General features: G+C 65.8%; 24 protein-coding genes and 1 pseudogene. 4 read left to right on the forward strand and 21 right to left on the reverse strand.

Annotated features, from left to right (window positions below):
* Positions 1 to 6: 6 nt before the first annotated feature.
* Positions 7 to 921 carry a hypothetical protein gene (locus tag HD883_RS28095; RefSeq protein WP_257022269.1) on the reverse strand — a complete coding sequence of 305 codons (915 nt, stop codon included), beginning with the start codon at positions 919 to 921 and terminating at the stop codon, positions 7 to 9.
* Between HD883_RS28095 and HD883_RS17330 the strand changes: the two genes are divergently transcribed.
* Positions 920 to 1,465 carry a class I SAM-dependent methyltransferase gene (locus HD883_RS17330; protein ID WP_218863108.1) on the forward strand — a complete coding sequence of 182 codons (546 nt, stop codon included), beginning with the start codon at positions 920 to 922 and terminating at the stop codon, positions 1,463 to 1,465. The two genes, HD883_RS28095 and HD883_RS17330, sit on opposite strands and share 2 nt — an antisense overlap.
* A gap of 10 nt (positions 1,466 to 1,475) precedes the next feature.
* Here HD883_RS17330 and HD883_RS17335 read toward each other — a convergent pair whose 3' ends face one another.
* The 7 genes from HD883_RS17335 to HD883_RS17365 all read right to left on the reverse strand — a co-directional run bounded on the left by HD883_RS17335 (position 1,476) and on the right by HD883_RS17365 (position 9,550).
* Positions 1,476 to 2,483: an aldo/keto reductase gene (locus HD883_RS17335; RefSeq protein ID WP_179583257.1), complete on the reverse strand. Its 1,008-nt coding sequence runs from the start codon at positions 2,481 to 2,483 to the stop codon at positions 1,476 to 1,478.
* Entirely contained in the window at positions 2,480 to 2,908 is a 429-nt protein-coding gene (locus tag HD883_RS17340; protein WP_179583255.1) for a MerR family transcriptional regulator, read from the reverse strand. Before HD883_RS17340 ends, HD883_RS17335 begins: the two co-directional genes overlap by 4 nt.
* Before the next feature lie 108 nt (positions 2,909 to 3,016).
* Positions 3,017 to 3,331, reverse strand: a complete 315-nt coding sequence (locus HD883_RS17345; protein ID WP_179583253.1) for a DUF3649 domain-containing protein — start codon at positions 3,329 to 3,331, stop codon at positions 3,017 to 3,019.
* 66 nt (positions 3,332 to 3,397) lie between these two features.
* Positions 3,398 to 5,017 (reverse strand): PepSY-associated TM helix domain-containing protein, encoded by a 1,620-nt coding sequence (locus tag HD883_RS17350; RefSeq protein WP_179583251.1) that lies wholly within the window; start codon positions 5,015 to 5,017, stop codon positions 3,398 to 3,400.
* A 19-nt stretch (positions 5,018 to 5,036) separates the two neighbouring features.
* Positions 5,037 to 7,472, reverse strand: coding sequence for a TonB-dependent siderophore receptor (locus HD883_RS17355; RefSeq protein WP_179583249.1), 2,436 nt, complete (start codon positions 7,470 to 7,472; stop codon positions 5,037 to 5,039).
* 115 nt (positions 7,473 to 7,587) lie between these two features.
* Positions 7,588 to 8,982 carry a FecR family protein gene (locus HD883_RS17360; RefSeq protein WP_179583247.1) on the reverse strand — a complete coding sequence of 465 codons (1,395 nt, stop codon included), beginning with the start codon at positions 8,980 to 8,982 and terminating at the stop codon, positions 7,588 to 7,590.
* Between the two features lie 19 nt (positions 8,983 to 9,001).
* A complete protein-coding gene (locus tag HD883_RS17365; RefSeq protein ID WP_179583245.1) occupies positions 9,002 to 9,550 on the reverse strand; it encodes a sigma-70 family RNA polymerase sigma factor in 549 nt (182 codons plus the stop codon).
* A gap of 322 nt (positions 9,551 to 9,872) precedes the next feature.
* Here HD883_RS17365 and HD883_RS17370 point away from each other — a divergent pair, with 322 nt between their 5' ends.
* Complete coding sequence (locus tag HD883_RS17370; RefSeq protein WP_179583243.1) at positions 9,873 to 11,054, forward strand: glycerophosphodiester phosphodiesterase; 1,182 nt, start codon at positions 9,873 to 9,875, stop codon at positions 11,052 to 11,054.
* A gap of 175 nt (positions 11,055 to 11,229) precedes the next feature.
* Here the strand turns inward: HD883_RS17370 and cls are convergent, their stop codons facing one another.
* The 10 genes and pseudogenes from cls to HD883_RS17420 all read right to left on the reverse strand — a co-directional run bounded on the left by cls (position 11,230) and on the right by HD883_RS17420 (position 21,561).
* Entirely contained in the window at positions 11,230 to 12,666 is a 1,437-nt protein-coding gene (cls, locus tag HD883_RS17375) for a cardiolipin synthase (protein WP_179583241.1), read from the reverse strand.
* A 179-nt stretch (positions 12,667 to 12,845) separates the two neighbouring features.
* Positions 12,846 to 13,829: a ketopantoate reductase family protein gene (locus HD883_RS17380; RefSeq protein WP_179583239.1), complete on the reverse strand. Its 984-nt coding sequence runs from the start codon at positions 13,827 to 13,829 to the stop codon at positions 12,846 to 12,848.
* 111 nt (positions 13,830 to 13,940) lie between these two features.
* Positions 13,941 to 14,675 (reverse strand): annotated as a pseudogene (locus HD883_RS17385) (class II aldolase/adducin family protein); the annotation flags it as partial.
* 87 nt (positions 14,676 to 14,762) lie between these two features.
* Entirely contained in the window at positions 14,763 to 16,046 is a 1,284-nt protein-coding gene (locus HD883_RS17390; RefSeq protein WP_179583235.1) for an amidohydrolase family protein, read from the reverse strand.
* Positions 16,047 to 16,057: 11 nt separating this feature from the next.
* The gene (locus HD883_RS17395; protein WP_179583226.1) at positions 16,058 to 17,056 is read right to left on the reverse strand and encodes a Bug family tripartite tricarboxylate transporter substrate binding protein; all 999 of its coding nucleotides are present in this window, start codon (positions 17,054 to 17,056) and stop codon (positions 16,058 to 16,060) included.
* 351 nt (positions 17,057 to 17,407) lie between these two features.
* On the reverse strand, positions 17,408 to 17,710 hold the full coding sequence (locus tag HD883_RS17400) for a DUF3325 domain-containing protein (RefSeq protein ID WP_179583224.1): 303 nt from the start codon (positions 17,708 to 17,710) through the stop codon (positions 17,408 to 17,410).
* Entirely contained in the window at positions 17,707 to 19,443 is a 1,737-nt protein-coding gene (locus HD883_RS17405) for a PepSY-associated TM helix domain-containing protein (protein ID WP_257022270.1), read from the reverse strand. The genes HD883_RS17400 and HD883_RS17405 overlap by 4 nt, the downstream gene beginning before the upstream one ends.
* 8 nt (positions 19,444 to 19,451) lie before the next feature.
* Complete coding sequence (locus tag HD883_RS17410; RefSeq protein WP_179583220.1) at positions 19,452 to 19,736, reverse strand: DUF3649 domain-containing protein; 285 nt, start codon at positions 19,734 to 19,736, stop codon at positions 19,452 to 19,454.
* Between the two features lies 1 nt (position 19,737).
* Positions 19,738 to 20,469: a DUF4198 domain-containing protein gene (locus HD883_RS17415; protein WP_179583218.1), complete on the reverse strand. Its 732-nt coding sequence runs from the start codon at positions 20,467 to 20,469 to the stop codon at positions 19,738 to 19,740.
* 228 nt (positions 20,470 to 20,697) lie between these two features.
* Positions 20,698 to 21,561: a LysR family transcriptional regulator gene (locus HD883_RS17420; protein WP_179583216.1), complete on the reverse strand. Its 864-nt coding sequence runs from the start codon at positions 21,559 to 21,561 to the stop codon at positions 20,698 to 20,700.
* A 163-nt stretch (positions 21,562 to 21,724) separates the two neighbouring features.
* Between HD883_RS17420 and HD883_RS17425 the strand changes: the two genes are divergently transcribed.
* Complete coding sequence (locus HD883_RS17425; protein WP_257022272.1) at positions 21,725 to 22,720, forward strand: Bug family tripartite tricarboxylate transporter substrate binding protein; 996 nt, start codon at positions 21,725 to 21,727, stop codon at positions 22,718 to 22,720.
* A gap of 157 nt (positions 22,721 to 22,877) precedes the next feature.
* The gene (locus HD883_RS17430; RefSeq protein WP_373563437.1) at positions 22,878 to 24,092 is read left to right on the forward strand and encodes an alpha-hydroxy acid oxidase; all 1,215 of its coding nucleotides are present in this window, start codon (positions 22,878 to 22,880) and stop codon (positions 24,090 to 24,092) included.
* A 9-nt stretch (positions 24,093 to 24,101) separates the two neighbouring features.
* On the opposite strand, the gene prpF is transcribed toward HD883_RS17430, so the two are convergent.
* From prpF to HD883_RS17445, 3 genes are all read right to left on the reverse strand, one after another.
* Entirely contained in the window at positions 24,102 to 25,271 is a 1,170-nt protein-coding gene (prpF, locus tag HD883_RS17435) for a 2-methylaconitate cis-trans isomerase PrpF (RefSeq protein ID WP_179583212.1), read from the reverse strand.
* Positions 25,272 to 25,355: 84 nt separating this feature from the next.
* Positions 25,356 to 25,889 (reverse strand): peptide deformylase, encoded by a 534-nt coding sequence (gene def, locus HD883_RS17440; RefSeq protein WP_179583210.1) that lies wholly within the window; start codon positions 25,887 to 25,889, stop codon positions 25,356 to 25,358.
* 13 nt (positions 25,890 to 25,902) lie between these two features.
* On the reverse strand, positions 25,903 to 26,523 hold the full coding sequence (locus tag HD883_RS17445; RefSeq protein WP_179583208.1) for a glutathione S-transferase family protein: 621 nt from the start codon (positions 26,521 to 26,523) through the stop codon (positions 25,903 to 25,905).

Here is a 26,523-nt window from a genome sequence, read left to right on the forward strand (position 1 = left end):
GGGGCATTATTGCCGAGGGTGCGCCGCGTGACTCAATGCCGTTTGCCGAACACGGTCTTGGGCGACCTGCCGAAATACGCGGCGAACGCCGCACCGAAATTGCCGGGGTGCGCATAGCCCACCTGCCAGCCCGCCTGCGCGACCTGGCACCCCGCTTCCAGCAGCGTCCAGGCACGCTGCATCCGCAGGGTCGTGCAGCAGCCGGTGCGGTGTCGTGCCGTAACGGCGGCGAATGCCGTCTTTGAGCTTGAACACGCTCAATCCCGCGGTCAGGCACAGGTAGTCGAGTGTCAATGGACGGTGCAGTTGCGTCTGCATGATTTCATGAACGTGCTCAATCTTTTCCAGGTCCCGGTGGCTCAGGCCAGCACTGCGTGAAGGTGCTTTTTGCATTCCACGCATTACCTTGGCAAGCAGACTCAAGGCAGGGATGTACAGGTCGATCGACGCGGCGCTTTCTTGCGTCACCTGATGCAGCATTGCCGCGACGTGCGCGGATACCGCCTCGGACGTCTTTTGAGACGCACAAAGGCGGACACTGCTGTCAGGCGCCCACGTATGCCATGCGTCGGGCCCGAAGTAGCGCGTCATGGCCGTCTGGTCGATGCGCAATCGCAGTTGCGTGACCGAGGTGCCCGATCGATAGCGCCGCTCACCGGCGCTGTGGCAGAAGGTCGATTGCGGGGACGCATGGATAGTCCGTTTGAAGGCTATGCGTGAATCGGGCGCGCGATTGCGGAATCGGCTGACGCCTCCTGCCGTGGCCGCGACTGCTGCGGCACCCGCAGAGGCGACGCCCAGTGTTCCACCGTCTTCGCCGCCAGGAAGCGCCGCGATGGGCGCGTTGTGGGCCAGCGCAGCCCGTGCACAGATCGGCCAGGAGCAACGCGCTTTTACCGTTGCCGCTGCGAGCCGTGTCATGGCTCGCGTCCCTGCCATGAACACCGCCACTCGCCTGCTGGACCTGGGCGGCGGCCCTGGCTGGGTGGCCATCGCGCTCGCCAACGACTTTCCCCAACTGAACGCCGTCGTGTTCGACTTGCCCGAAACGGCCGAGGTTGCCCAAGAGAACATTACTGCCGCAGGGCTGGATGACCGCCTGTCGGTGATCGGTGGGGACCTGGCCATCGACGATATCGGCACGGGGTACGACGTGATCTGGTGCGCATCGGTGCTGCACTTCGTTCCCGATGTCGCCGCCACGTTACGGCGCATTCATGCGGCGTTGCGCCCTGGCGGTGTCCTGGTGTGCGCGCAAGCGGAAGTCGGTGCGACGCCCCAAGAGGCAGCCGCTGTGCTGCCGTACTACCTGTCCATGATGATGTTGGGCCGGCATGTCACGGCAGCAGGTGAAATGGCGCAGGCGCTGCGCGACACCGGGTTCACCAATGTGGACAGCGTTGTGGCAAACGATTTCCCGATGGCGCCACTGACCGGCTGGACCGCCACGTGCGCCGTCCCCTGACCTTCAAACCCTACACGTTCACCGACCCGATAAACGCTTCCGGATACCGCAGCCCCGCCGCCACTCCCGGCGGGAAGGCATCGTTCAGCGCCTTCAGATCCGCCGCGTCCAGCGTCACGGCCAGCGCGCCGACGTTCTGGTCGAGGTACTTGCGCCGCTTCGTGCCGGGAATCGGGACAATGTCGTCGCCCTGCGCCAGCACCCAGGCCAATGCCAGTTGCGCCGGCGTCACGCCCTTTGCGGCGGCCAGGGTTTTGACGACGTCGACCAGCCGCAGGTTGTCGGCAAAGTTGTCGCCCTGGAAACGCGGGGCGGACGTGCGGCGGTAGTCGTCGGCGGGCAGGTCGTCGGGCGTGGTGAAGGCGCCGGTCAGGAAGCCGCGGCCCAGGGGCGAATAGGCGACGAAGCTGATGCCGTGCGCGCGGCAGGCGGCCAGCGTGCCGGTGGTTTCGGGGTCGCGGGTCCACAGGGAATATTCGCTTTGCACGGCGGCGATCGGGTGCACGGCCACGGCGCGGGCGATGGTGGCGGCGGACGCTTCGGACAGGCCCAGCCAGCGCACCTTGCCGGCATGCACCAGGTCGGCCATCGCGCCCACGGTGTCTTCGATCGGCACGTTCGTGTCGACGCGGTGCTGGTAGTACACGTCGATGTGATCGACGCCCAGCCGCCGCAGGCTGCCTTCGCAACTGGCGCGCACGTAATCCGGGTGCCCATTGAAGCCGCGCGCCGCGGGATTGGCCGGATCGCGCACCAGACCGAATTTGGTTGCCAGGATCACCTGGTTGCGGCGATCAACGATCGCCTTGCCGATCAGTTGTTCGTTGGTATGCGGGCCGTAGGCGTCGGCGGTGTCCAGGAAGTTGACGCCCAGGTCCAGCGCGTGATGCAGCGTGGCGATGGATTCGGCATCGTCGCGATCGCTGTAGAAGTCGCTCATGCCCATGCAGCCGAGGCCGATGGACGAGACGGTGGGGCCGTTGCGGCCCAGGGTACGGGTAGGAAGTGTCGTGGTCATGCTGCAGATCTCCGGGTAGTGGAACAGAGGGGCGCGTCGGCCGCGCCGGGGGCGTCGGGGGCTTTCAGGGCGGCATAGCCGCTGATCTTGGCGCGGATGCGGGCCAGGGTATCGGTCAGGGTGTCGAGGTCGGCTTCGACCCGCCGCGCGTGGTCTTCGAGCAGCGCCTGGCGCTCGGCCACGGAGTCGGGGGTGGGGCCGAGCCGCAGCAGTTCGGCATAGCGCTGCATGTCGCGCATGGACATGCCGGTGGCCCGCAGCCGAACCAGGAATTCGATCCAGCGCAGGTCGGCGTCGCCATAGCGGCGCGCGCCGCTGCGGCGTTCGATCGGCGCGATAAGGCCGATCTGTTCGTAGTAGCGCAGGGTGGTGGCGGACAGGCCGGTGGCGGCGGCCGCCTCGGCGATGGAAAGAAATGTCGTCATGGGTGTAGCGTACGACTTCGAGTGCACTCGAAGTCAACTGCCTAATTCACCGGATGCGTTCACCGGTCCCATGCACCGGCTCGCATTCACCGGCTCCCATTCCCCTGCTCACGCCAACGCGTGCAAGCCTTTCAGGAGCAGCGCCAGGCACCCCGACACGGCGCCGATGCCGATCCACGCCCGCACTGCCGATCGCGTCGCGAACACCCAGATCGCGGCGGCCGCATGGAACACGAAACTCATCAGTGTGCCGATGATCACGCCGTCGGCCACCGAGATGGCGGACAGCATCGGTAGCGCGACGGCGAGGACAGACGACGCCAAGGATGCCAGCGCGTAGGCGCCGAGACTGGCCGCCATCACCCGGCTGAAGACGCCCCAGCGGTAGGCGGCGGGCGAGCGGGAGGATGCAGCGCCGCTCATGACGCGACGCGCTCGTCAACGAAGACGGTGAGCGAGACAGGCATGTTCATCATGACCTGATGCCGCTCATGAAGACGCCGCCTGTGCAGACGCGGGCCGCACGGCAGGCGCCTTGCGTTTGACCGCGACCGGCGCCCGCGCCGCACGATAGGCGATCGCCGCCAGCAGCATTGCGAAGCCGAGACTGGTGATCTCCACCCCCGCCCGCGCCCAGTCCCCTGCTGCCACATACACCCCCAGATGCTGTCCGGTCGTGATCGCGTTCAGCAACGGCAGGCACGCGCACAGCATCGCCCCGGCCGCGGCTTGCTCGACCCACGCGCGTTGCGGCGGCCGCACCACGGCGTGGACAAGTGTCGCCAGCCACACCCAGAAGAACACCCGGATTTCCATCGGCGCGCGGCCGATCACATCGGCAGGGATCAATCGATTCCCGTAGAAGTAGGCAATGCTGGCAATGGCTGATCCGGCGATCAATGCGACGTTCAACGATTCGATGGCGCGATACAGATACGGCGTGGCAGCGCCGAAGGCGTGGTCGTGCTTGAGCCGGCGCTTGGTGGAAAACAGCAGGGACCCGGTGATCATCATGGCGGTGCCGGCCAGGCCGCTCAGGAAGTACAGCCACTGCATGACCGCGCCGCCAAAGGCCACGCGGTGCAGGTATTCGGTGGCGCGGTGGATGTCGTGGATCGAAAACGGCATGGGGTCTGACGCGTCAAAGGCCGTTACGGCGCCCTTGGCGGCAGAGAAGGTGATGCTGCCTTCGGCATTGAGCAGACGGGGCGAGTCGCCGGTGTCGGTCTTGGCGCCAAAGAAGCGCACCTTGGGATCGGCGCTGGCTGGCCGATCGATCAGTACACGTCCGATCGGCCGGCCCAGGACCGTCTCGGCCACGGCCAGGGGGCGGGACAGGTCACGCAAAGACAGCGCGCCCAATGGGGCGATGCCATGCGCGGGCGCGTGCGACGCCACGTCGGCTTCGAAGCGGCTGAAGGCCTTGCCGTCGTTGCCATATACCGTCTCCATCGGCATCGGCACATAGCTGGTGTAGAAGATCGCCAGCCCTGTGTAGACGATCATGAACAGGAAGGGCAAGGTGAGCACGGCGGTGGCGTTGTGCGCATCCAGCCACGACCGCTGCCCCTTGCCCCACCGGAACGTAAAGAAGTCGATGAATATTTTCTTGTGGATCACCACGCCGGAAATGAGCGCGATCAACATGCCGGCCGAGAGCACGCCCACCACATAGAAGCCGGGGACATCGGCCTGCAGGGAGTAATGGAATTTGACGAAGTGGCCGCCGCCCGTGGTCTTGCGGGCGGCAGGAATGTCGGCGACCTGGCCCGTTTGCGGGTCCAGCGCGGCCTGCTGATTGGTGGTGCCGATCCGCCAGAACACGTTCAGCGGCGCGCCTTCCCGCTTGGGAAGTTCTATGCGCCAGAAGCGCGCGTCGGCTGCCTGCGCCGCCAGGTAGGCCGTGCCCATCGCTACCTGCTCGGCAGCAGCGGGCCCGGTGGACGATGCGTGCGCCACCACGACGGGTTCGGCTTCCATCCACCGCGTGATTTCGTCGCGAAACACGCTGAGTGTGCCGGTCAGGAAAATGGCGCACAGCAGCCAGCCACAGACGAGGCCGCACCAGGTGTGCAGCCACGCCATGCTCTGACGGAAATGCGCCTTCATGCGAGACGGCCTGCGGTGATCAGAACGAGCCGCGAACGACCAGCGTCGCGCTGCGCGGTTCACCGTAGTAGTTGCCCCGGCGCAGTTCGCCCAGCATCGCGTAGTAGGTCTTGTCGAACAGGTTGCCGATGTTCAGGCCCACCGTCCATTGACGGTTCACGCGGTAGGACGCGCGCAGGTCGAACACGGCGCGGCCGCCGGTGCCCATGCGGACCGCCGTGTTGTCGGCCGCGAAGTAGGAATAGCGGCTTTGCGCAGACACCCCGCCACCGATGGTCCAGTCGTTCAGATCGCCCGGCAAACGATAGTTGGTTGACACACGCAACAAGTGGTGCGGCGTTTCGGCGCTGATGGTTTCGCCGGCATTGTCGCGGCTCGACACATAGGTGTAGCCGGCGGCGACTTGCCAGCCGGGCAGCACTTCGCCGGTGGCTTCCACTTCAAAGCCGCGGCTACGCAGCGTGCTGCCGCTCAGGTAGCACGACGACGTCGCGCCGCCGCTCGGGCAGCCATCGGGATTGGCCGCGTCCAGCACCGCCACGCCATTCTTCTTGGTGTGGAAAACGGCGGCCGAAACGTTCAGGCGGCCTTCATACAGTTCGCCTTTCACACCCGCTTCGATGTTGGATCCGACGGCCGGGGCCAGCACGCTGCCCGCTGCCGTGCGGTATTGGCTTTGCGGAGCGAAGGTGTCGGCATAGCTGCCGTACAGCGACCATTGACGGTTCACGTCGAACACCAGGCCGGCATAGGGCGTGAACTCGCCGCTTTCCTTGAATTCGGTACGGTTGCCGCTGATCTGGTCGCGCGACTTGAAGTCGATCCAGTTGAAGCGGCCGCCCAGCAGCAGGTGCAGGGGTTCGGCCAGTTGCAGGCGCGAACTGGCGTACAGGCTGTAGCGCCGGTCGTTCTGGCGGTCCTGGAAGGTCCAAGCCGGCGACAGGGGTTCGGGCACGGCGGACGAATTAGGATTGTTGATATCGACCGCGCTGCCGAGCGCCGACGAGACGGTCTGATTAAAGTAATTCTGGCGCACAGACGTCGCGCCAATCAACACCTGATGACGCCCACCAAAGGCGGTAAAGCTGCCGCCGACGTTGGCGTCCAGGCCGGTACTGGTCACGTCCAGATCCTTGAACTGGGTCGAGAACAGGCGCGTGCCGACACCCGTGACCGGGTTCACCGCGCCGCGCGCGATGCCAACCTTCTGTTCGACCGAGCTTTCGGTTCGGTTGACGGTCAGTCGCGCTTTCCAGTCGCGGTCGAAGCGGTGTTCCAGTTCGCCGAACACTTCAGTGGCCGTGGCGTGATGGCGGTTCCAGTCCTGCGCCAGCGACGTGGACCGCGAGACGTTCAGTGCACTGCCATCCGTGTAACGCGGCAGCCCGAACAGCCAGTAGCCGTTGATGCGGTTTTCCTGACGCCGCGCGCCCACGGTCAGGGTCGTGTCGCGCCCCAGGTCGGCATCGATCACGCCATAGAACAGCGGCTGACGCGAGTGCGACACGTCGTAGAAGTAGTTGCGATCGTCATACGCTGCGACCACGCGGCCGCGGACCGTGCCTTCGGCATTGAGCGGGCCGCCCGTGTCGACTTCGGCGCGATACCGGTCCCACGAGCCGACCGTGGCGGTCACGTCGAAGTGTTTGTCGGCGCGCGGACGTTTGCGCACCAGGTTGATGGCGCCGCTCGGGTCGCCTGCGCCGACCACCATGCCGGCCGCGCCGCGCAGGATTTCCACGCGATCGAAGATGGCGGTGTCGACCGGCACCCAGCCGCCGATGTTGTAGAGCATGCCCGGAATGCCATCGAGCAGGTAGTTCTCGTCATTGACCGTGAAGCCGCGAATCGCGAACTGGTGGCTGCCGAAGTTGCGCTGCGATTTGGTGACGCCGGTGGCTTGCGCCATGACCTGGTCGACGCTGGTCAACACCTGGTCATTCATCTGCTGACGCGTGACGACCGTGACCGACTGCGGCGTTTCGCGCAGGCTTTGCTGCATGCGGCCAATGGTGATGCCCGTGGTGGTGTACGACTCGCTTTGCTCGGTGATGGGGCTGCGTTCGTATTGCGCGGTGACCGGGACCATGGCCAACGTCGCCGGTGCCGACTGGCCGGAAGTGGGCGATGCCGGCTTGATGGTCAGGATCGTGCCTGTCACGTCGGCCGACAACCCGGTGCCGGCCAGCAGCCGTTCCACGGCCTGCTGCGGCGTCAGGCGGCCGGACACCGCAGGCGCCGTCTTGCCCGCCACCAAGCTGTGTTGCACCATCAATTCCAACCGCGTCTGCCGCGCCAAGTCGTCCAGCGCCTGGGCCAGCGGTTGTTCCGCGATCCGGATATCGACCGGCCGGGCGGCCACCAGTGGCGCGGTCTGCGCCAACGCGCCGAGGGGACCGAAGGCAAGCGCGATTGCCAGGGTCGAGACGGCGGGTCGAAGACGGAAACGGGACATTGCGGTCGAACTCCAGATAAGGGGAATGGGAAGCCTTCTCGTGTAGACGCGCGACGTCACGAGAACCCCAACCTGTGCTCGACAGTTTTTTCAGGTGTTTTTCAACGGCCGTTATTCAGCGGCGCACGATCTCGACGGTGTCGCCTTGCGCACGCAGTTGCACTGGCAGCACGCGCGGCAATGCCAGCTTGAAGTTGGCGGTGCGCATCGGGTCGAACGTGCCGGTCAGGCGCAGCGCACCCACTTCGGGATCAGCGATCACCAGGCCGGTCGGACCGTAGCGTTCGAACTCGGCGATGGCGGCGGACAAGGGCGTGTCCTGGAAGGAAATGCGGCCTTCGCGCCACGGCGCGATGCCGGCGGCGGCGACCTGAGCAATGCTGCCCAGCCGGCCGTAGGCATCGCTGGCGACCTGCTGTCCCGCGCCCAGTTCGATGACATCGGCGGACCACGCGGCGCCCGATGCGTCGGCGCCGTTGGCTGGAGCGTCTGCCGATGCCGACCCTGTATCGGTCCCTGCATGGCGCCCCGCGTGTGTCCCGGCACTGGCTCGCGCTACCCGCACGCGGCCTTCTTCCACCGCGACCCGCACGCCGCCATCGTCCAACATGCCGGGGGTATGTCGCACCGAAAATCGCGTGCCGATCACGGTCACTTTGAGGGGGCCGGCCAGCACGTCAAAGGGCCGCGCCGCATCTTTGTGCACCTGGAACACAGCCTGCCCTTCCGGCAGCCGCACCTCGCGCCGCGTGCGATACAGCGTGACTTCGGCGCGGGTGGCGGTGTCGAGGCGCAGACGGCTGCCATCGGGCAAGGTGATGTCGAGCTGCTGCCCGCGCGCGCTGGCAAATTGCTGTGTAAAGACGGGCTGGCGCTGCCAGTGGTCCCACGCCAGGTACCCGCCTCCACAGGCCAGCACCAATACAAACGCGAAGGCGCCCTGGATCAGCCAGGCACGCCAGCCGCCGGTGTTTGGGTGGGGTGACGGGCGAGGTGATGGGTGGGGTGATGGGTGGGGTGATGCGCCAAGCGGTGCCCGGCTGGATGAGCTTCCGGATGAGCTTCTAGCTGCGCTTACGGATGGGCTTCTAGCTGCGCTTACGGCTGCACTTCCTGCCATGCGCGCTGACTGTTGTTCTACCCGCAGGTCACGATCCAGGTCCGCCCGCAGTTGCGCGATACCCGCAGCGGGCAAGGCATCCAGGGCGTTCCAATCCTGCTGACAGCGGTCGTACGCCGCCCGATGGGCCGGGTCCTGGCTCAGCCACGCCGCAAACGCCGCGTCGTCCGCCGGGGTACCTGGGCGGCCACGTCGCATGAACCAGTCCAGCGCAACGTCATCCAGCGCAACGTCATCCAGGGCCGCGTCGTCCACCGCGCCGTCATACAGCGCGGCGTCATCGATCGCCGCGTCCGCGCGAGCGGCCTCGTCGAACACGGCGCCATCGCGCGCAGCATGCGCGGGAACGTCAGCGTCGGCGGCATCGCGGTCGGGCAAGGAAGAAGGCATCGCGGCGGAGGTGTCCGATTCAGGAGCGTAGGGATGTAGACGCGCGAGTCGCGTCCACCCCAACCTGCTCCCCGTCCCCATCGCGACAGGCGCGGCAGGCCTTCATGGCGAGCTTGAGATGACGCTCGACCATGGTGACCGAGATGCCCATGTGCTGCGCGACTTCGGCCTGCGACAGCCCGTCGAATTTATGAAGGATGAACGCCTCGCGGCAGCGCAGAGGCAGGCCGCCAATCACCGCCAGCAAGGCTGCAACGCCTTGCGAGGAAACGGCCGATGCTTCGGGTTCGGATGCCGACGGCGCCTGCAGCACGGGCTGGTGCACATCGGCGGCATCGTCATCGAGCGAGAGCGTTTCCCCCCGCACCGCCCCGCGCCGATACCGGTCGATCACCAGATTGCGCGCGGTGCGATACAGCAGCGCGCGAGGTTCGGCCACGGTCTGCCCGGACTGCTGCACGGCAAGCACACGCGCGTAACTTTCCTGCGCCAGGTCGGCCGCGGCGTCGCGGTCGTCCACGGTACGGGACAGAAAATTCAGCAATTCTCGGTAATAGCGCGCGACCACGAAACGTCCAGGGTCCGACGGAAAAGGGGAAGACGATAGTAACTCTCATTCGCATCGTGACTGTTCCGTAGGCACAACACCACTCTCATCAAAAGCCGCATCAATGCTCGCTGTCGCCACGGCGCGCGGACCGGATGCAGCCTGGCTGCGCCGTCGCGGCGGCATCTTGCGCGCGCCTGACCCAACCCTCCGATGTGCCGCATTTCCCCATCCTGCATGTCATGCCACCGCATTGTCATGCGGGGCCGTCACACTCGACGTGCTCGCGCAATCCATCGGATCACGCACCTGACACCCCTACAACATTCGAACAGGCGGCTCCATGACCTTCTTTTCTTCTTTCACCACCACCAGCAAGCTGGCACTGGGCCTTGGCGCCTCGCTGGTCACCCTGACCGCCTGCGGCGGCGATGACAACGACGACAGCAAGAACTGGGAAACCAGCGGCGCCAACTGGCCACCGGTGCCTACCGTGGTGGCCCACCGCGGCGCGTCGGCCCTGCGCCCGGAACACACGCTGGAAGCCTATCGCCAGGCCATCGAAGACGGCGCCGACATCATCGAGCCCGATCTGGTCATCACCCGCGACGGCGTCCTGATCGCCCGTCACGAAAACGCCATCGCCATTCTGAATGCCGATGGCACCGTGCGCGAAGCCACGACCGACGTGGTCGACCGCCCCGAATTTGCGTCGCGCAAGACGACCAAGACGATCGACGGCACAGCCATCACCGGCTGGTTCACAGAGGACTTCACGCTAGCCGAGATCAAGACGCTGCGTGCCCGCGAACGTATCCCGGCGATCCGCCCGGGCAATGTCCGCTACGACAACCAGTTCCTTATTCCGACCTTCCAGGAAGTGATCGACCTGGCCCGCACTGAATCGCAAAAGCGCGGCCGCACGATCGGCGTCTATCCGGAAACCAAGCACCCGACTTTTTTCCAGAGCATCGGCAAGCCGCTCGAGGCCCCGTTGGTGGCTGTGCTGAACGCCAACAAGCTGACGACGCGCGACGCGCCCGTGTTCGTGCAGTCGTTTGAAGTGGCGAACCTGCAGCAATTGCGCACGATGACCAATGTGCGCCTGGCCCAGCTGATTTCCGATGGCGGCCGGCCCTATGACTTTATTGCGAAGGGTGCGGCCGAAACGCGTTCGTATGCCGACCTGGTGACGCCGGCCGGCCTGCAGGCGATCAAGTCGTATGCCAATGGCATCGGCCCGTACAAGACGCTGGTGATTCCGGTGGTCAACGGCGCGCTGGGGTCGCCAACCGCACTGGTGGCCAACGCCAAGGCGGCCGGCCTGCCCATGCATATCTGGACGCTGCGCCCGGAAAACAGCTTCCTGCCCGCCAGCTTCAAGAAAGCCCCGGTGGCCGATGCCACCGTGCGGGGCGACAGCGCGGGCGAGATCACGGCGTATCTGCGCGCCGGTGTCGATGGCATCTTTACGGATGATCCGGCCGTGGGCCGTCAGGCGGTGGATGCCTTCCTGAAGAAGTAAGCCGCGGTGGCGGCAGGCGCCCGCTGCAACGCAGGCCTGCCGCATCAATATCCGGCCGCCCGTCATTCGGTTGTCCGGTTGTCCGGTTGTCCGGTTGTCCTGATGTCCTGATGTCCTGATGTCCTGATGTCCGGTCATCCGGTTGTCCTGATGTCCGGTCGTCCGGATATCCGGCCTACAGGATCGGCGCGAACAACCGCGCTACGTGCATCGCCACCTTGCGCAGCCGCGTCAGGCCCGCAAACTCTTCTGCCGCCACCTGCGTCGCATGGGCGAAGTCCACCAGCAACATGGCTTCGACCTGCGACGCGAACGACGGGCTGACCGTAAGCACGTTCAATTCGAAATTCAACCGGAACGACCGGTTGTCCAGATTCGCGCTGCCCACCGACGCCGTGTCGTCATCGATCAGCATGACCTTCTGGTGCATGAAGCCGGGCTGGTAGCGGTACACCTTCACGCCGGCATGCACCGCCTCATAGGTGTGGAACAAGGACGCCTGGAACACCGTCAGGTGGTCGGGGCGTGACGGCACCAGCACCCGCACATCGACGCCGCGCAACACGGCCAAGCGCAACGCGGCGCTGACGGCCGAGTCCGGCACGAAATACGGCGACGCCAGCCATACCCTGCGTCTGGCGGCGTGAATGGCCTGGACGAAAAACAGCGAACAGGTTTCCTGCGCGTCGGCCGGCCCGCTGGCCAGGCCCAGGCACAGCATGTCGCCTGCCTGTTCCATGGCCGGGCGCACGGCCGGCAACTGCTGCGTGACCCAGTACCAGTCTTCACTGAAGGTGCGCTGGATCTGGCCGATGACCGGCCCGCGGATCGCGACATGGGTGTCGCGCCAGGGCGCCAGCGGCGGCTTTTCGCCCAGGTATTCCACGCCGACATTGTGGCCGCCCACGAACGCCTGGCGGCCATCCACCACCACGATCTTGCGGTGGTTGCGAAAGTTCAGCTGGAAGCGGTTACGGAACCGGCGGATCGAAAACGCATGGATCTCGACCCCACCCAGCCGCAGCGCGTCGATGTAGCCACGGTCCAGCGAATGGCTGCCGATGCCGTCGTACAGGAAGTAGACCTTGACCCCGTCGGCCGCGCGCGCCAGCAGGGCGGCCTGCAGCGCCATGCCCAGCCGGTCGCTGCGCACCACAAAGAACTGAATGAGGATGTAGTCGCGCGCCGTGGCAATGGCATCCAGAATCGCCGAAAACGTGGCCTCGCCATCTTTGAGCAGACGCAGATCGTTGCCCGCCACGAACGTGTGGCCGACCAGCTTTTCAACGGCGCGGTACCGGTGCAAGGACGGGTCCATGGCCGGATGGTGCTGTTCGCGAAACGACAGCAGCACCGGTTCGTTCGCGCTGACGTTGCGTGCGGACCGGCGCGCGATGTCGAAGGTGGCTTCATCCACATAGCCCGCGAAGTGCGTGCGGCCAAGGAACAGATACGGGATCAGCGTCACATAGGGCACCGCCACCAGCGCAACGGCCCAGGCGATCGCTCCCTGCGATGTCCGGGTGTTCATGATCGCGTGCCCCGCCGCGAAAATACCTGCGATGTGGATGGCGGCCACTTCCAGGCCGACCGAAAGCCATTCCAAGGTCATGGACCGAGCGTCCCCGTTTGCGTCATTGCGTTTGCGATCCCGGTTGCATCAAACCGCTTGCATCTACCCGCTTGCGTCAACTTCCAGGTGGCAAGCGTAACCCAAGCGCCCCCAAGAGGGCCGGGTCGTCGAACAAGGGATCATCGGGCCACGGGGCCGCCGCACAAGGCCCGGTCGGTTCAGCGCAGGGAAGCCTGGAAGGATGACCGCGCGCGCTGGGCCAGCAGCGTCACGGCAATGTCGATGGTGGGTGTGGGCACCTCGGCCTGGCGGGCCAGGTCCTGCATCGCCAGCAACTGCGCATCCAGTTCCAGCGGCCGGCCTGCCAGCAGGTCCTGCAACATGGACGGGCGATGCGCGTTCTTGCCCACATACCCGAACTGCTCATTCAGATCGAGCGGCAAAGGGTAGCCATGCCGCGCAGCGATCGCGCAGGTCTCCTGGCAGATGCGCACATACAGATCGCGCACGCCGTCGTCTTCGATCAGTTCCTTGGTCGTGGACGTTGTCAACGATGACAGCAAGGAAGTCGGCAGGTTGACCAGCAGCTTGTTCCAGATGTCGGCACGGATGTCGGACGTGGCCTCGGCCCCGGGCAGACCCGCCTTCATGACGCTGACCGCATCGAGCAGGCGGGGCGACAGCGTTCCATCCAGCTCGCCCACCAGGAAACGATTGGTGGCCGTCATGCTGCGGATCACGCCGGGTTCGACCAGTTCATTGGGTGACCGGATCACGCAGCCCAGCACCCGTGCGGGCCCGACATGCCGCCACAGGGCGCCGTCGGGATCAAGCCGCGGCAGGCGGGTGGCGGCATCGGGAACGCGTCCATGGAAATACCACCACGGCACGCCATTGACGGCATAGACCACCGGCGTCGTGTCGTGCAGCAGCGGCGCCATCTGCGCCGCCACGCCGCCCAATGCCTGGGCCTTCAGCGTACTGATGACCAGGTCTTGCGGGCCCAGATCGGCCGGCGTGTCGCTGGCCCGCACCGGCACCGTAACGTCTTCGGTACCTGCAATAAGCCGCAAGCCCGATGTCTGCATCGCTTTCAGATGCGCGCCGCGCGCAATCACGGACACATCCACCCCCGCTTGCGCCAGCCGGGCGGCAATATGCCCGCCCACCGCGCCCGCGCCAAACACACACACCTTTTTCATTGCGACCTTTGCTGGTGAACGGAAAAACTGCAGAGCTGATGACTCGAACAACCGGCGCCCGCACTGAACATGCTGCCGGGCCCCGCGGGCCCGGACGCGACCGGCCTGCCTTCAATCGGCAAACGTCGGATCCAGCTTGTAGGCCAGGCGCATGCAGGCCGCCCAGTCTTTGGCGCCCGTCTTTTCGGGATCGTCGAAGTTGACCTGTGACGACCCGAACGCCGCCACTTCATCAGGAATCAGGGTGTAGGCCGCGCCACCTGACAGCGCCGCGATCTGGCCGCGGCAGGCAAATTCCAGGTAGTGGTTGTCAACGAACGCTTCGGGCAAGGTGCGGCCGCAGACCAGGGCGCCGTGATTGCGCAGCAGCATGGCGCGATAGCCTTCCAGGCTCTTGATGAGCGGTTCGCGCTGCGACATGTTGAATTCGTAGCCGCCAAAGGTGTGATACCCCAGCCGCTTGTGGAATTTGACAGCATGCTGATTGATCATCAACAGGCCGTGTTCCTGCGACGCGACGCCAATGTTGGCGGTGGTGTGCGTATGGAAGACGGCGTTCAGATCGGGCCGCGCCTGCATCAGGCCGGCATGGATCACGAGTGCACCGCCTGCCAGGCGAGGACGATCGTCCTTGACCGGCCGGCCATCAAAGTCATACTGGCCGAGCGACGACGCGGTCACTTCGCCGAACATCATGTCGGTGGGCTTGATGAGCAACGTGTCGGGCGCACTGGGTACCCGCGCCGACAAATGGTTGTAGGTCAGGTCGTCCACGCCGTGATGAGCAAGCAGGCGATAACAGGCGGCAAGGGCGATCCGGGTAGCGCGTTCGTCTTCAGACATGGACGGTCTCTTTGTGTGAAGTGAGCCGGGGAGGTGAGCCGATCAAGCACCCAGCATAGGCGCGCCACAAGCAGGCTCAAGTGAAATTTTCTATCTTGACGGTTGAGTCAGGGTGCCGCTCGCAGGCAGTCCCTGCCCGCAGCACTGCATGACGGGCTTGAGGCGCGACGGCGGCGTCTGCCGGCTGCGCCCCGCCACGATGATCTCGCCAGCCGTCAGCACATGGCTGATGCCGGGCAGATCGCCATGCGTGATGGCGTCGGTCAGCGTCGTGCCGGCCGACCCTTCCACCGGTCCGCAGATCAGCAGATCCGCTGGCCGGCCGGGCGCCAGGATGCCGACATCCAGCCCGTGCGCCCGCGCGGTATTGCCCGTGCCGATTGCCACGGCTTGCGCCGCCGGCACGCCGCAGACCGACGCCAGGAACAGGATGTTGCGCCACATGCCGCGCGGGATGATGCCCGTGCCGCCGGGCGTGTCGCTGCCCAGCGTCAGCCGGCCCAACTGCCCCGATTCGCGCAGCCGGTTCACCAGCCGCAAGCCTGATCCATAGTTGCCCGATGAGCACATCTCCAGCGTCATCGACAGATCATCAACCACGCGATCGATGTCGTGATCGCTCATCGGAATCGGGCCGCCCGATACGTGCGCGGCAATGTCCGGCTGCAACCACGACAGCGTGTCGTAGCCGCAGATCTGGCTCAGGCCCGACCGCGACACCCCGCCCGTGTGCACCTTGCTGCGGATGCCGCGTTCACGCGCCCAGGCCACGTAACGGCTGGCCTCGTCACGATGGCTTTCCAGCGGATAGAACAGGAACTTGACCAGCCGCGCGCCGACCGCGGCCAGGCGGTCGAAGTGGGCTTCGGTCATGCCCGGCACCAGCAATACCGTGCCCGCGTAGACCTTCACGCCGCTCCATCGCTGGGACCCGAAAGTGGACGCCGTCACCACGGCGAGCGAGGTCACCAGGTCGGGCGTGAGCGCGCCGTAATCGAGCCCGGGCGCATGCAATTCGCCCGCCGACAGCATGGTCGTCGTGCCGCCATGCAGGTAGTTGCCGACCCAGCCGATCGCATCTTGCGCGGGCGTCCATTCGCCCAGCACCGGATGCACATGGCCGTCGATCAGACCCGGCACGACGGCGCTACCGGCGGCATCAATCACCACGTCGTAGCCGGCAGGCGGGGCCGCGTTCGCCGCCCGCTGTCCGCTACCGCCAGGGCTGCTGTTTTCGGCCCAGCCGATGGCATCCACCGGGTCGAACGCTTCGATGCGGCCATCGGCGATCGCGATCGCCCGCACCGCCTTCATCGGCTCGGCCAGGTCACCCGTAAAGCACTCGCCAATGTTCGTGATCAGGATGCGCTGCATGCGGCCCCGCCTTATTCGGGCTTGATGCCTGCGTTGGTAATCACGCGGCCGATGTCGCTGCGTCCCTTGTCCAGCATCGCCGTCAGGTCGGCCGGACTGGTCACGATCACGTCGGCGCCCAGGCCGACGAACTTGGCCTGGACCTCGGGCGACTGCAGCACCGCGTTCAGATCAGCGTTGATCTTCTCGATGATGGCGGCAGGCGTGCCGACCGGCGCCGTCATGACCGTGCGGATGGCCAGGTCGAAGCCGGGTACCCCCGACTCCGCCACGGTGGACACCTCCGGCGCCATCGACGTGCGTTTGCCGGTGGTGACCGCCAGCATGCGCACGGCGCCATTCTTGACGAAGGGCAAGGCCTGCACCAGCGACACCACGCCATATGGCGTGTCGCCCGACACCACCGCGGTCAGGGCCGGACCGCTGCCCTTGTAAGGCACCTGCACGACCTTGATGCCCGCATCGGCGGCAGCCCACTCGCCCGCAATGTGGTTCATGGTGCCGACGCCCGCGCTGGCCCACGACAACTCGCCCGGATGCGCCTTGGCATAGCTGACCAGGGATGCCATTGACTGGAACGGCGCCTTGGGATTGGCGACGAAGGCCATCGGAATCTCGCTGATCCCGCCGATGCTGGAAAAGCCCTTGGCCGGGTCGTAGCCCAGCTTGGCGAACAGGAAGGGATTGTTGGTGAAGGGATTGGTGGACGACACGTACAAGGTGTAGCCATCGGCGGGCGCACGCGACACCTGCGACGCCGCAATGCCTTCGCTGGCGCCCACCTTGTTTTCGATCACGACCGGCTGGCCCCAGCGCTTGGCCAGGCCTTCTGCGGCGATGCGCGCGGACACGTCGACCGGGCCCCCTGCGGGTGTGCCCACCAGGATCGTGACGGGCCGGACGGGATAGGCGTCAGCCGCGGCAGCGAAAGACGGCAGCACGGCCGACGCCGCACCCCACACCAGACAGGACAACACCACCGCGGCGCGCGCGACGGGTCGAGACAACATACAAGACATCGAATACTCCTTGCCGAAAAAGAGGGTGAAACACTTCTGGCACTGAGTCCCCAAATCTAGGTTTTATTTTTTTGTCGTCGGTAGAAAGGTGAGGCGGGTGATGCGGGTGGGGCGGAAGCTGAGAGATCACATGATTGCGCGCAACAACCATCGTTGACGGACGCACGCAGGCGGCCTGATCGAGAATAGACCAAGCCGGTGCAGCGATCTAGCGGTTTTTCTGATGGTTGACGTCGACAACCGGTTGGGCCAGCGCCCGATCCGGAGGGACAGCGGGCCTGCCGGGGTGACGATGCCACCCGGCAGGCCGGCGCGGAGTCAGCGATGCGGACTCAAGGCCGCCTAGCGGCGCGCGGCCTTGGCATCGGGCTGCCGCAGGCGGTTCCAGGCGACCAGCGCCACGAAGATGATGCCGGCGCCGGCGCTCAGGTAGCCAAACCAGGCGACCAGGCCGACGGCCCACCGTTCCTGGTCCAGCGTCACGCCCAGCGACAGGGCCAGCAGCACCCACCCGGCGATCCGCAGCCAGGTGATGGACTTGCGAGACAGGTGACGTCCGAACAGGTCTTCTTGCGGCCGTTCCATGCCCAGCGCCAGGCAGGCGAAAGCCAGCAGGCAGAAGATCAATACCCAGAGCTGATTCATCGCGCACCCTCCACACCGGGCATGCCCGATCTGGGCGACACGGCCGTGCCGCCCGACAACGAAGACCCCGAGGCCCCGGAAGACGCTCCGGGCGAGGCCACCGCCGAAGCCGCCCCTCCGGCGACCCCAGCCGGCCTGCGTAGTGCAGGCGCCGCCGTCCCGTCAGTGACCGCCGCCGTCTTGCGCACCGGCTTGACCTTGGGCCGATGGCGCGTGGTGCGGATCGCCAGCCAGGCATGCAGCGCGGCAAACGCGATCATGGCCAGGTCAAAGCCCGCGAACACCCAGTCACCCGCGGCCAGGCTGTTCCACAAACCGCGGTCGGTCGTCAGGGCGTTGAGCACCGGCAGGGCCAGCAGCAAGGCCGCCGCCAGCCACAGCAGTTCGATCCACCCGCGCTTGGCCGGGCGCACCATGGCATACAGCAGTGTCGCGCCCCACACCATGAAGAAAACGTGGATCTCCCAATCCTTGCGGTCGGCCAACGTTTCGGACAGCAGGCGGTTGCCATAGAAAAAGGCCACCATGGCCACCGACAGGCCCGCCACCGACGCGATGTTCAACCGTTCCACCAGCCGGAAACCAAAGTAGGGCTTGTCGGGATTGGGCAGCTTGGCGCGGCGCTTGACCGTCCACATCACCAGTCCGGACCCCACCATGGCGGTACCCGCCAGGCTGACAAGAAAGTACAGCCAGCGCAGCGGCAGGTCCCCGAAGCGGCCCAGGTGCAGCGCGTACATGACCCCACGTGTTTCGGCCGCACCGCCCACCGAGTCCTTGGTATCCAGCAACTGACCGCTGGTCCCGTTGAACAGCAGGTATTGCGGACTGACCGACACCCGCTGGTTGTCGGCGCGCACCACCATCACCCGCGACACGGTGTCGCCCGGATTATTGATGGTGATGCGGCCCACGCCGTGCTGGCCCCAGCGTTCTTGCGCCTGCCGGATCATGTCGGCCACGGGCGCGATAGGCGCCTTGTCGCCGCTGGGCTTGCCGGCCGGCACGAAGGCGCTCAGCTCGTTCTGCAACGCTTGCCGCGCCCCGCGATCCTTGAAGGCGGCGTCCCCGCCCCACGGCATCAGCATCAACATCAGCGTGACCAGACCGGTGTACGTGATCATCAGGTGGAAGGGCAGCCCGAACACCGACAGCGCATTGTGCGCATCAAGCCAGGACCGTTGGCCCTTGCCCCACCGGAAGGTAAAGAAATCGACAAAGATCTTTTTGTGCGTGATGACGCCGGACACGATGGCCACCAGCATGAACATCGCGCAGATCGATGCGATCCACCGCCCCCACAGCACCGGCATGTAATGCAGCTGGAAGTGGAAGCGGTAGAAGAAGTCGCCGCCCGTGGTGTCCCGCACCTCGATCGGTTGGGCCGTGACGGGATCAAAGGTGGCGCTTTCGAACCGCTTGCCGCCGCGCCAGAAGGCGTTGGCCGTCGGGCTGCGTTCATCGGGGAAACCGATGCTCCATTGCGGACTGGTCGGCGCCAGCCGGCTCATGGTCTCGACCAGGCGCGGCGCGAGTTCGGCCGGATTGGCCACCTGGGCTTGCGCAGGCACGGCGGGCCGCATCCACTGCGAGATCTCGTCCTTGAAGTAGCTGACCGTGCCGGTCAGGAACATCGCATACAGAATCCAGCCGGCCAGCAGCCCCGTCCAGGTGTGCAGGTCCGACATGGTCTGCCGGATGCCGGGCGCCTTGGCCTTCGAATAAGTTGACATCGTGCTGCTCATTTCCAGACGGACCACGCGGCCAGCGACAGCGGCAAGGCCGCGATCGCAAGGCCGACCCAGGCGCGCGTGGCCGACCGCACCGCGAACACCCATACGACGGCGCAGACATACACCACGAAGCTCGCGAGCATGCCGGTCAGCACGGCTTCGGTCGGCGCCATCGGCAGGGCCACGGCTGCCACGCTGCAGAGCGCGGCCAGCGCATAGCCGCCGAACAGTGCGGCAACGATGCGCGACAGCAGCGGCCCGACGCCGACGACCTTGCGAAGCCGTGCGTTCATATCACTTGCCTGGCTTGGCGGCCGGACCGGCCGGCACGGCGGCGGTGCCCGTGGGCTTGGCGTACGTGACCGACGTCACATAGTTGACGACGTCATATTTCTCGGCGCCGGCATCGCCCATGCGTTCGCCCGCCGTGCGGTCGTCGTGATGGGCTTCAAGCACATAGGTGCCCTTCCACGGCATGTCGAAGGTGACCAGGCCCTGTTGGTCGGACACGGCTTCCTTCATCCAGCCCGACTGCACCACGGCCGACACCTTGGCCTTCGGCAGGGGCTGGCCCTTGAAGACGACCTTGAACTCGCCGGCCTTGCCGGTCGGGACCACGTCGAACGTCAACGATGGGGCCTGTTCATTGGTGCTTGTCAGGTAGCGCGCGGCCGGGTGATACCAACCCTTGATTTCCTTGTCGCCCTGCTTCATGGAATAGAGCGGGTAGCGCGCGTCTTCGGCCACCAGGCTTTCGCCGGCGGCGGCACGGCCCGACAGCACGAAGCCGTTGGCGGATTTGGTGGCGGTCAGCGGCTGCTGGCCTTGCGACGAGATGCGCAGCGCCGTGGGCTTGCCGAACTTGTCGAGCAGGCCGGGAGAGGTCTCGCGCAGGTTCTCGCCAAACTCGCCAAAGCGCAGCACAGCCGAGCCATTGGCGGGCTGTTCGATCCAGACCTGGTGGGCCTGGGCGGCGCCGGCGCCAAGCGCCAGCAGCAAGGAAGCAAGAATCGGTTTGACGGTCATGAATGTCTCGTGGATAGGGTTCGCGAGCAGGCGGCTGCCACCGTGAGGGCATGACGCGAGGACTCGCAGTCGTGCACGGTGCCGGCAGCCGCCGGATTCATCGCATTGGGAATTGAATGAGAAACACTATCACTATAACTTCGAATAGCAAGGTGTTGCGGCTTCAGGTAGGTGTCAGCCTGTTGTCCTGCCAACGATCGTCGGCGCAAAACCACATAACACGCAGTCCTATCGGGTGCCGAACCGTTCCGACATCTCGCTGAACAGCCGGCCATACACCGAATGGGTCGGCCAGATCAGCCCCAGGCGGCGGGCCAGGCGGTTGCGCGGCAGGTTGATCAGGGCGACGTTGGACGGCGTCGTCTCGGGCCGGAAGCAGTTGGGCACCAGCGCCACGCCCAGGCCGCGCGCCACCAGCGCACGGATGCCGTCGGGCGAATCCAGCTCGAACCGTTCCTGCGGCCGGATGCGTTTCTGCTGCAGATAGCGTTCGGCCAGGTCCCCGCCCCAGGTGCGGCGGTCGTAACGGATGAAGGGTTCGCGCGCCAGCAGTGTCGTGTGATCCTCGTGGGCCAGATGGGACGGCGCCAGCAGCACCAGCGGTTCGACCCGCAAGGTGCGCCAGGTAAAGGACTTGGCCAGCGCAAAGGGGGGTTCGACCACCAGGGCTGCGTCGATCTTGCTTGCGCCCAGTTGATGGAACAACTCATGGGACGCGGCGATCTCCAGCTTGGCATCCAGCAGCGGGTAACGCTGCGCGATGTATTCGAGCAGGTCGGGCATGACGGTCGACAACGTCGTGCGCAAGGTCCCGATGCGCAAGCCGCCCGGCAGGCCGTCGGCCGATACGCTGGCTTTCAGGTCGCGCAGATTGCGCTGGAAGTCCCTTGCGCGGTCCAGCAGGCGCGCCCCGCCCTCGGTCAGGCGCACAACGCGGCCGGACCGCACCAGCAGCGGCACGCCCAATTCACGCTCAAGCGCCTTGATGCGCTGGGCCATGGCGGTCGGTGTGATGCTCATGCGCCGGGCCGCCTCGGCCAGGGAACCGCATTCGGCGGCGATCAGGAAGCTGTCCAGAAAACGAGTGTCCATCGGGATCCAAGGGCGTCGGGAATGAATAAAAACTGGACTCTGAATCCATAAAAATGAAATTGTGCTGGATTCCGGTTGGTCCGACAATCGAATCGTCCAGCGGCTGCACAGGACCACAGAGTCCACGCACCGCCTTGCATCGACATTCCCATCAGGAGACACCATGACCCTCAGCTTCCCCCGCCGCCGCGTGCTTGCCGCCCTTGTCGCCACCGGCGCCGCCATGGCCGCGCCAGGCGTCTTCGCCCAGTCCGCCACGACCTACCCCACCCGCCCGGTCACCCTGGGCGTCGGCTTCTCGGCCGGTGGCGCCGTCGATATCGTTGCCCGCCAGTTGGGCCAGGCGCTCGGCAAGTCCTTTCACCAGCCCTTCGTGATCGAAAACCGCCCGGGCGCGACCGGCATCATCGCCGCCGAAGCCGTGGCGCAGGCCAAGCCCGATGGCTACAGCCTGCTGCTGGGCACGCAGTCCACCATGGTGGTCGCGCCCAGCCTGTACCCGACCATGAAGGTCGATCCCAAGAAGGACTTCGTGCCGGTCTCGCTGGTGGCGTCGGTGCCGCTGGTCCTGGTCGTGCATCCATCCTTGCCGCTGCACACCGTGCAGGACGTGATCAAGTACGCCAAAGACAAGAAGGGTGACCTGAGCTACGCGTCGTCGGGCCTGGGCGGTCCGCAGCATGTGGCTGCCGAGTTGTTCGCGTCGATGGCCGGCGTGAAGATGGTCCACATCCCCTACAAAGGCGAAGCCAACGCGATCAGCGACGTGCTGGGCAACCAGGTGCCGCTGATGTTCAGCAACCTGCCGACGCTGCTGCCCTACATCAAGAGCGGCAAGCTGCGCGCAATCGCCGTGTCCAGCCTGGAACGCGCCGCCAGCGCCCCGACCATTCCGACCGTGAACGAGTCGGGCCTGAAAGGCTTCGAAGCCCTGACATGGTTCGGCCTGTACGCCCCCGCCGGCACGCCGCAAGACGTGGTCGGCAAGCTGGAACAGGGCGTCAAGCAGGCGCTGAGCGACACCGAACTGCGCGCCAAGATGACTGACCAGGGCATGACGCTGGAAGGCCGCGGCAGCCGTGACTTTGCCAAATACATGGAAGCCGAAAGCACCAAGTGGGCAGGCCTGATCAAGAGCGCCGGCATCAAGCCGGAATAACGCAGCGGCTGGATGAGCGGCGCCGGGATGACTGGCGCCGGGAATCCAAGAGATCGAAGGAATTTTCATGAAAGACAGCGCGACGATGTCACCCAGCCTCCCGGCCACGCAGCGGTCGACAAGCGCCGGCACCCCGCCTAGGCCACGCTCGACGCAGGTGTCTGCCGCCGCCCCCGTGGCGCCTACGTCCTCGGTGTCTCGCCCCCCGCGCGCACTGCGGAAAGTGTTTGCGCTGGACGACTTTGAAGCCGCAGCGCGCCGACACCTGCCGCGGCCCGTGTTCGGCTATATGTGTTCGTACGCCGAAACCGGCGCGGCCTTCGACGCCAACCGCGATGCCTATGCCGACTATGGCTTCATGCCGCAGGTCATGGTGGACGTGTCCAAACGCAGCACGCAAACGGAATTGTTTGGCGAGACCTATGCGGCGCCCTTCGGCTTTGCTCCGGTCGGCCTGACGGCGCTGTCGACCTATCGGGGCGACCTGGTGCTGGCGCGCGCCGCCCTGGAATCACGCCTGCCCATGATCATGAGCGGATCGTCATTGATCCCGCTGGAAGAGGTCGCCGCCCTGCATCCGGGTGCGTGGTTCCAGGCCTACTTGCCAGGGGATCGGGGGGCCATCGAACTGCTGATCGACCGCGTCGCCCGCACTGCCTTCAAGACCCTGGTGATCACGGTCGACACGCCGGTCCCGCCCAACAGCGAGAACACGGCGCGCATGGGATTTTCCGCGCCCCTGCGGCCATCGATCGGGTTGGCATGGCAAGGCATGACCCATCCGCGCTGGCTGCTCGGCACCTTCCTGCGGACCCTGGCCCGGCACGGCATGCCGCACTTCGAAAACAACTATGCCACCCGCGGCGCACCGATCCTGTCGCCGTCCGTGCTGCGGGACTTTTCGGAACGCGGACACCTGGCGTGGGACGACCTGCGCACCATCCGCAAACAGTGGCGCGGCAGGCTAATCGTGAAGGGCATTCTGCGCGCTGACGATGCCCGCATGGCGCGTGACTGCGGCGCCGACGGCATCATCGTGTCGAACCATGGCGGCCGGCAACTGGACGGCGCCATTGCCCCCTTGCGCGCCCTGCCCGCCGTCGTAGCGGCGTGCCCGGATATTCCGGTCATGATCGACAGTGGCGTGCGGCGCGGCACGGACGTGCTGAAGGCGCTTGCGCTAGGCGCAAAGCTGGCGTTTGTCGGGCGGCCGTTCGGTTATGCGGCGGCCGTTGGCGGCGTGCCGGGCGTGCAGCATGGTGTGAAGCTGCTGACCGCCGAAGTGTCGCGGAACATGGCGATGCTGGGGGTCAACAGCGTGACGGAATTGCAGGCCGATCGGCATCTGGTAAGGATGCCGGGGCGGGGCTAGGCGCCGCCGTCAACCGATATCTTCAGGCACCCACACCGTGCCTTCCATCAGCCGGCGCGCACTGCGGCTCATCGTCACCTTGGTGACCACCCAACCGTCAGCGCCCTCTTCCGCTTCGGCGCCCACGGCCAGCACGCCCGACGGATGCCCGAAGCGGATGCCGGTGCGCGCGCCGCCCAACACGTCGGCCACCACCGTGCCAGGAATCGCCGCCGCCGCGGCAATGGCCACCGCACCCGTACCCGTCATCGCATGGTGCAGCTTGCCCATCGACAGAATGCGCACCGCCACGTCCATGTCATCGGCCGTCACAGCCTTGCCGCTGGACGACGTGTACGGCGCGGGCTTGCCCACGAAGGCAATCTTGGGGGTGTGCTGACGTTTTTCGGTGGCATACGCCGCCGATTCGGCCAGGCCCATCACGACCGCGCTGTGCGCGCGGATCGCCTCGAAGCGCTGCAGCAACGCGGCGTTGCCATTCACGTCAGGCTGCAGTTCCACGCCGTGCAGATCCATGGCCGACGCGTGCACAAAGATCGTCGGGTTGCCCGCGTTGATCAGTGTGGTGACCACCTCGCCCACCCCCGGAACGTTGAGGGTGTCAACGACATTGCCCGTCGGGAACATCGCCCCCGACTCGCCATCGTCCGCGCCCGGATCCAGGAACTCGATACGGATTTCAGCCGCGGGAAACGTCACGCCATCCAGTTCGAAGTCGCCCAGTTCCTGCACCTGCCCGCCCCGCATCGGCACATGCGCAATGATCCGTTTCTGGATATTCGCCTGCCAGATCCGCACCGTGGCGATTCCGTCAGCCGGCACATCGATCAGCCCGCGGTGGATCGCGAACGGCCCCACCGCCGACGTCAGATTGCCGCAATTGCCGCTCCAGTCCACCAGCGGCGCCGTCACCGCCACCTGCCCGAACCAGTAATCCACATCGCAGTCCGGCCGCGTGCTGCGGCCCACGATCACGACCTTGCTAGTGCTGGAGGATGCGCCCCCCATGCCATCGATCTGCTTGTCATAGGGATCCGGACTGCCCATGACCCGCTGCAACACCGCGTCCCGCGCGTTCTGGTCAGCGGGAAGGTCTTCCGGCAGGAAGAACACCCCCTTGCTGGTGCCACCCCGCATGTACAGGGCACGGATCGGACGTTGGGCAACGAAGGCAGTCATGCGGGACTCGCTGTGGACGATGGATAGGGAGCTAAGAATCGTACAACGAGATGGGAGTGGGACCTCGGCGGCGCCTGCTTCGGTTTAATCATCCGCCGCCGGATCCAGCCCCGGAAACAGCACTTCCGTAAACCCGAACTTCCCAAAATCCCGGATCCGTGACGGATACAAGCGCCCGATCAAATGATCGCATTCATGCTGCACCACCCGTGCATGAAACCCATCCGCCACGCGATCGATCACCTCGCCTTCCGGATCCACGCCCTGATAGCGGATCGACGTCCAACGAGGCACCGATCCGCGCAATCCCGGCACGGACAAGCACCCTTCCCAGCCCTCTTCCTCATCCGCCGACAACGGCGTGATCACCGGATTCAGCAAAATCGTGAACGGCACGGCAGGGGCATCGGGATAACGTTCGCTTCTTTCGAACCCGAAGATCACCAGCTGCAGATCCACGCCGATCTGCGGGGCGGCAAGCCCGACGCCGCCGGCGGCGCGCATGGTGTCGAACATGTCGGCGATCAGTTCGCGCAGCTCGGGCGTGCCAAATTCGGTGACGGGGGCGGCGATGCGCAGCAGGCGCGCGTCGCCCATCTTCAGGATCTCTCGAATCATGGGCGTGTCGTGATCAGACCAGGGGCTGGTTGAGGATGCCTTGCGCGGCGGGGCGCGCGGCCAGGGTGTCGAACCAGCGGCGCACGTTCGGGGTGTCGGGGCGATCGATCGGCAGGTTCAGCCAGCGGTCGGCCACACAGCCGACGATGATGTCGGCCATGGTGAAGGTGTCGCCGGCGATGTGCTTGCGGCCTTCCAGTGCGTGGTCAAGGATGCGGCCCAGGCGGGCGCAGGCGGCGGTGGAGTCGGTAATGACTTTGGGGTCGCGCTTGTCTTCCGGCGTGCGGATCAGTTGCCAGAATACGGGGGTGGAGGCCGGGCCGAATTCGGTGGCTTGCCAGTCCATCCAGCGGTCCGCTTCGCCTCGCTTGCGGGTGTCTTCGGGCCACAGGCTGCCGCTGCCGTACTGAGCTGAAAGGTAGCGGACGATGGCGTTGGATTCGGACAGGATGTAGCCGTTGTCATCCAGGGTGGGGATCTTGCTGTTGGGATTCATGCCGATGTATTCGGGGGTGTCGAGACCGCCGAAGGCCCCGCCCACGTCGATGCGGTCGAATTCCAGTCCCAGTTCCCGCGCGGCCCACACGACCTTGCGTACGTTGATCGATGTGATGCGGCCCCAGATCTTGATCAT

The organism is Pigmentiphaga litoralis (assembly GCF_013408655.1).
In the GTDB taxonomy this organism is placed as follows: domain Bacteria; phylum Pseudomonadota; class Gammaproteobacteria; order Burkholderiales; family Burkholderiaceae_B; genus Pigmentiphaga; species Pigmentiphaga litoralis_A.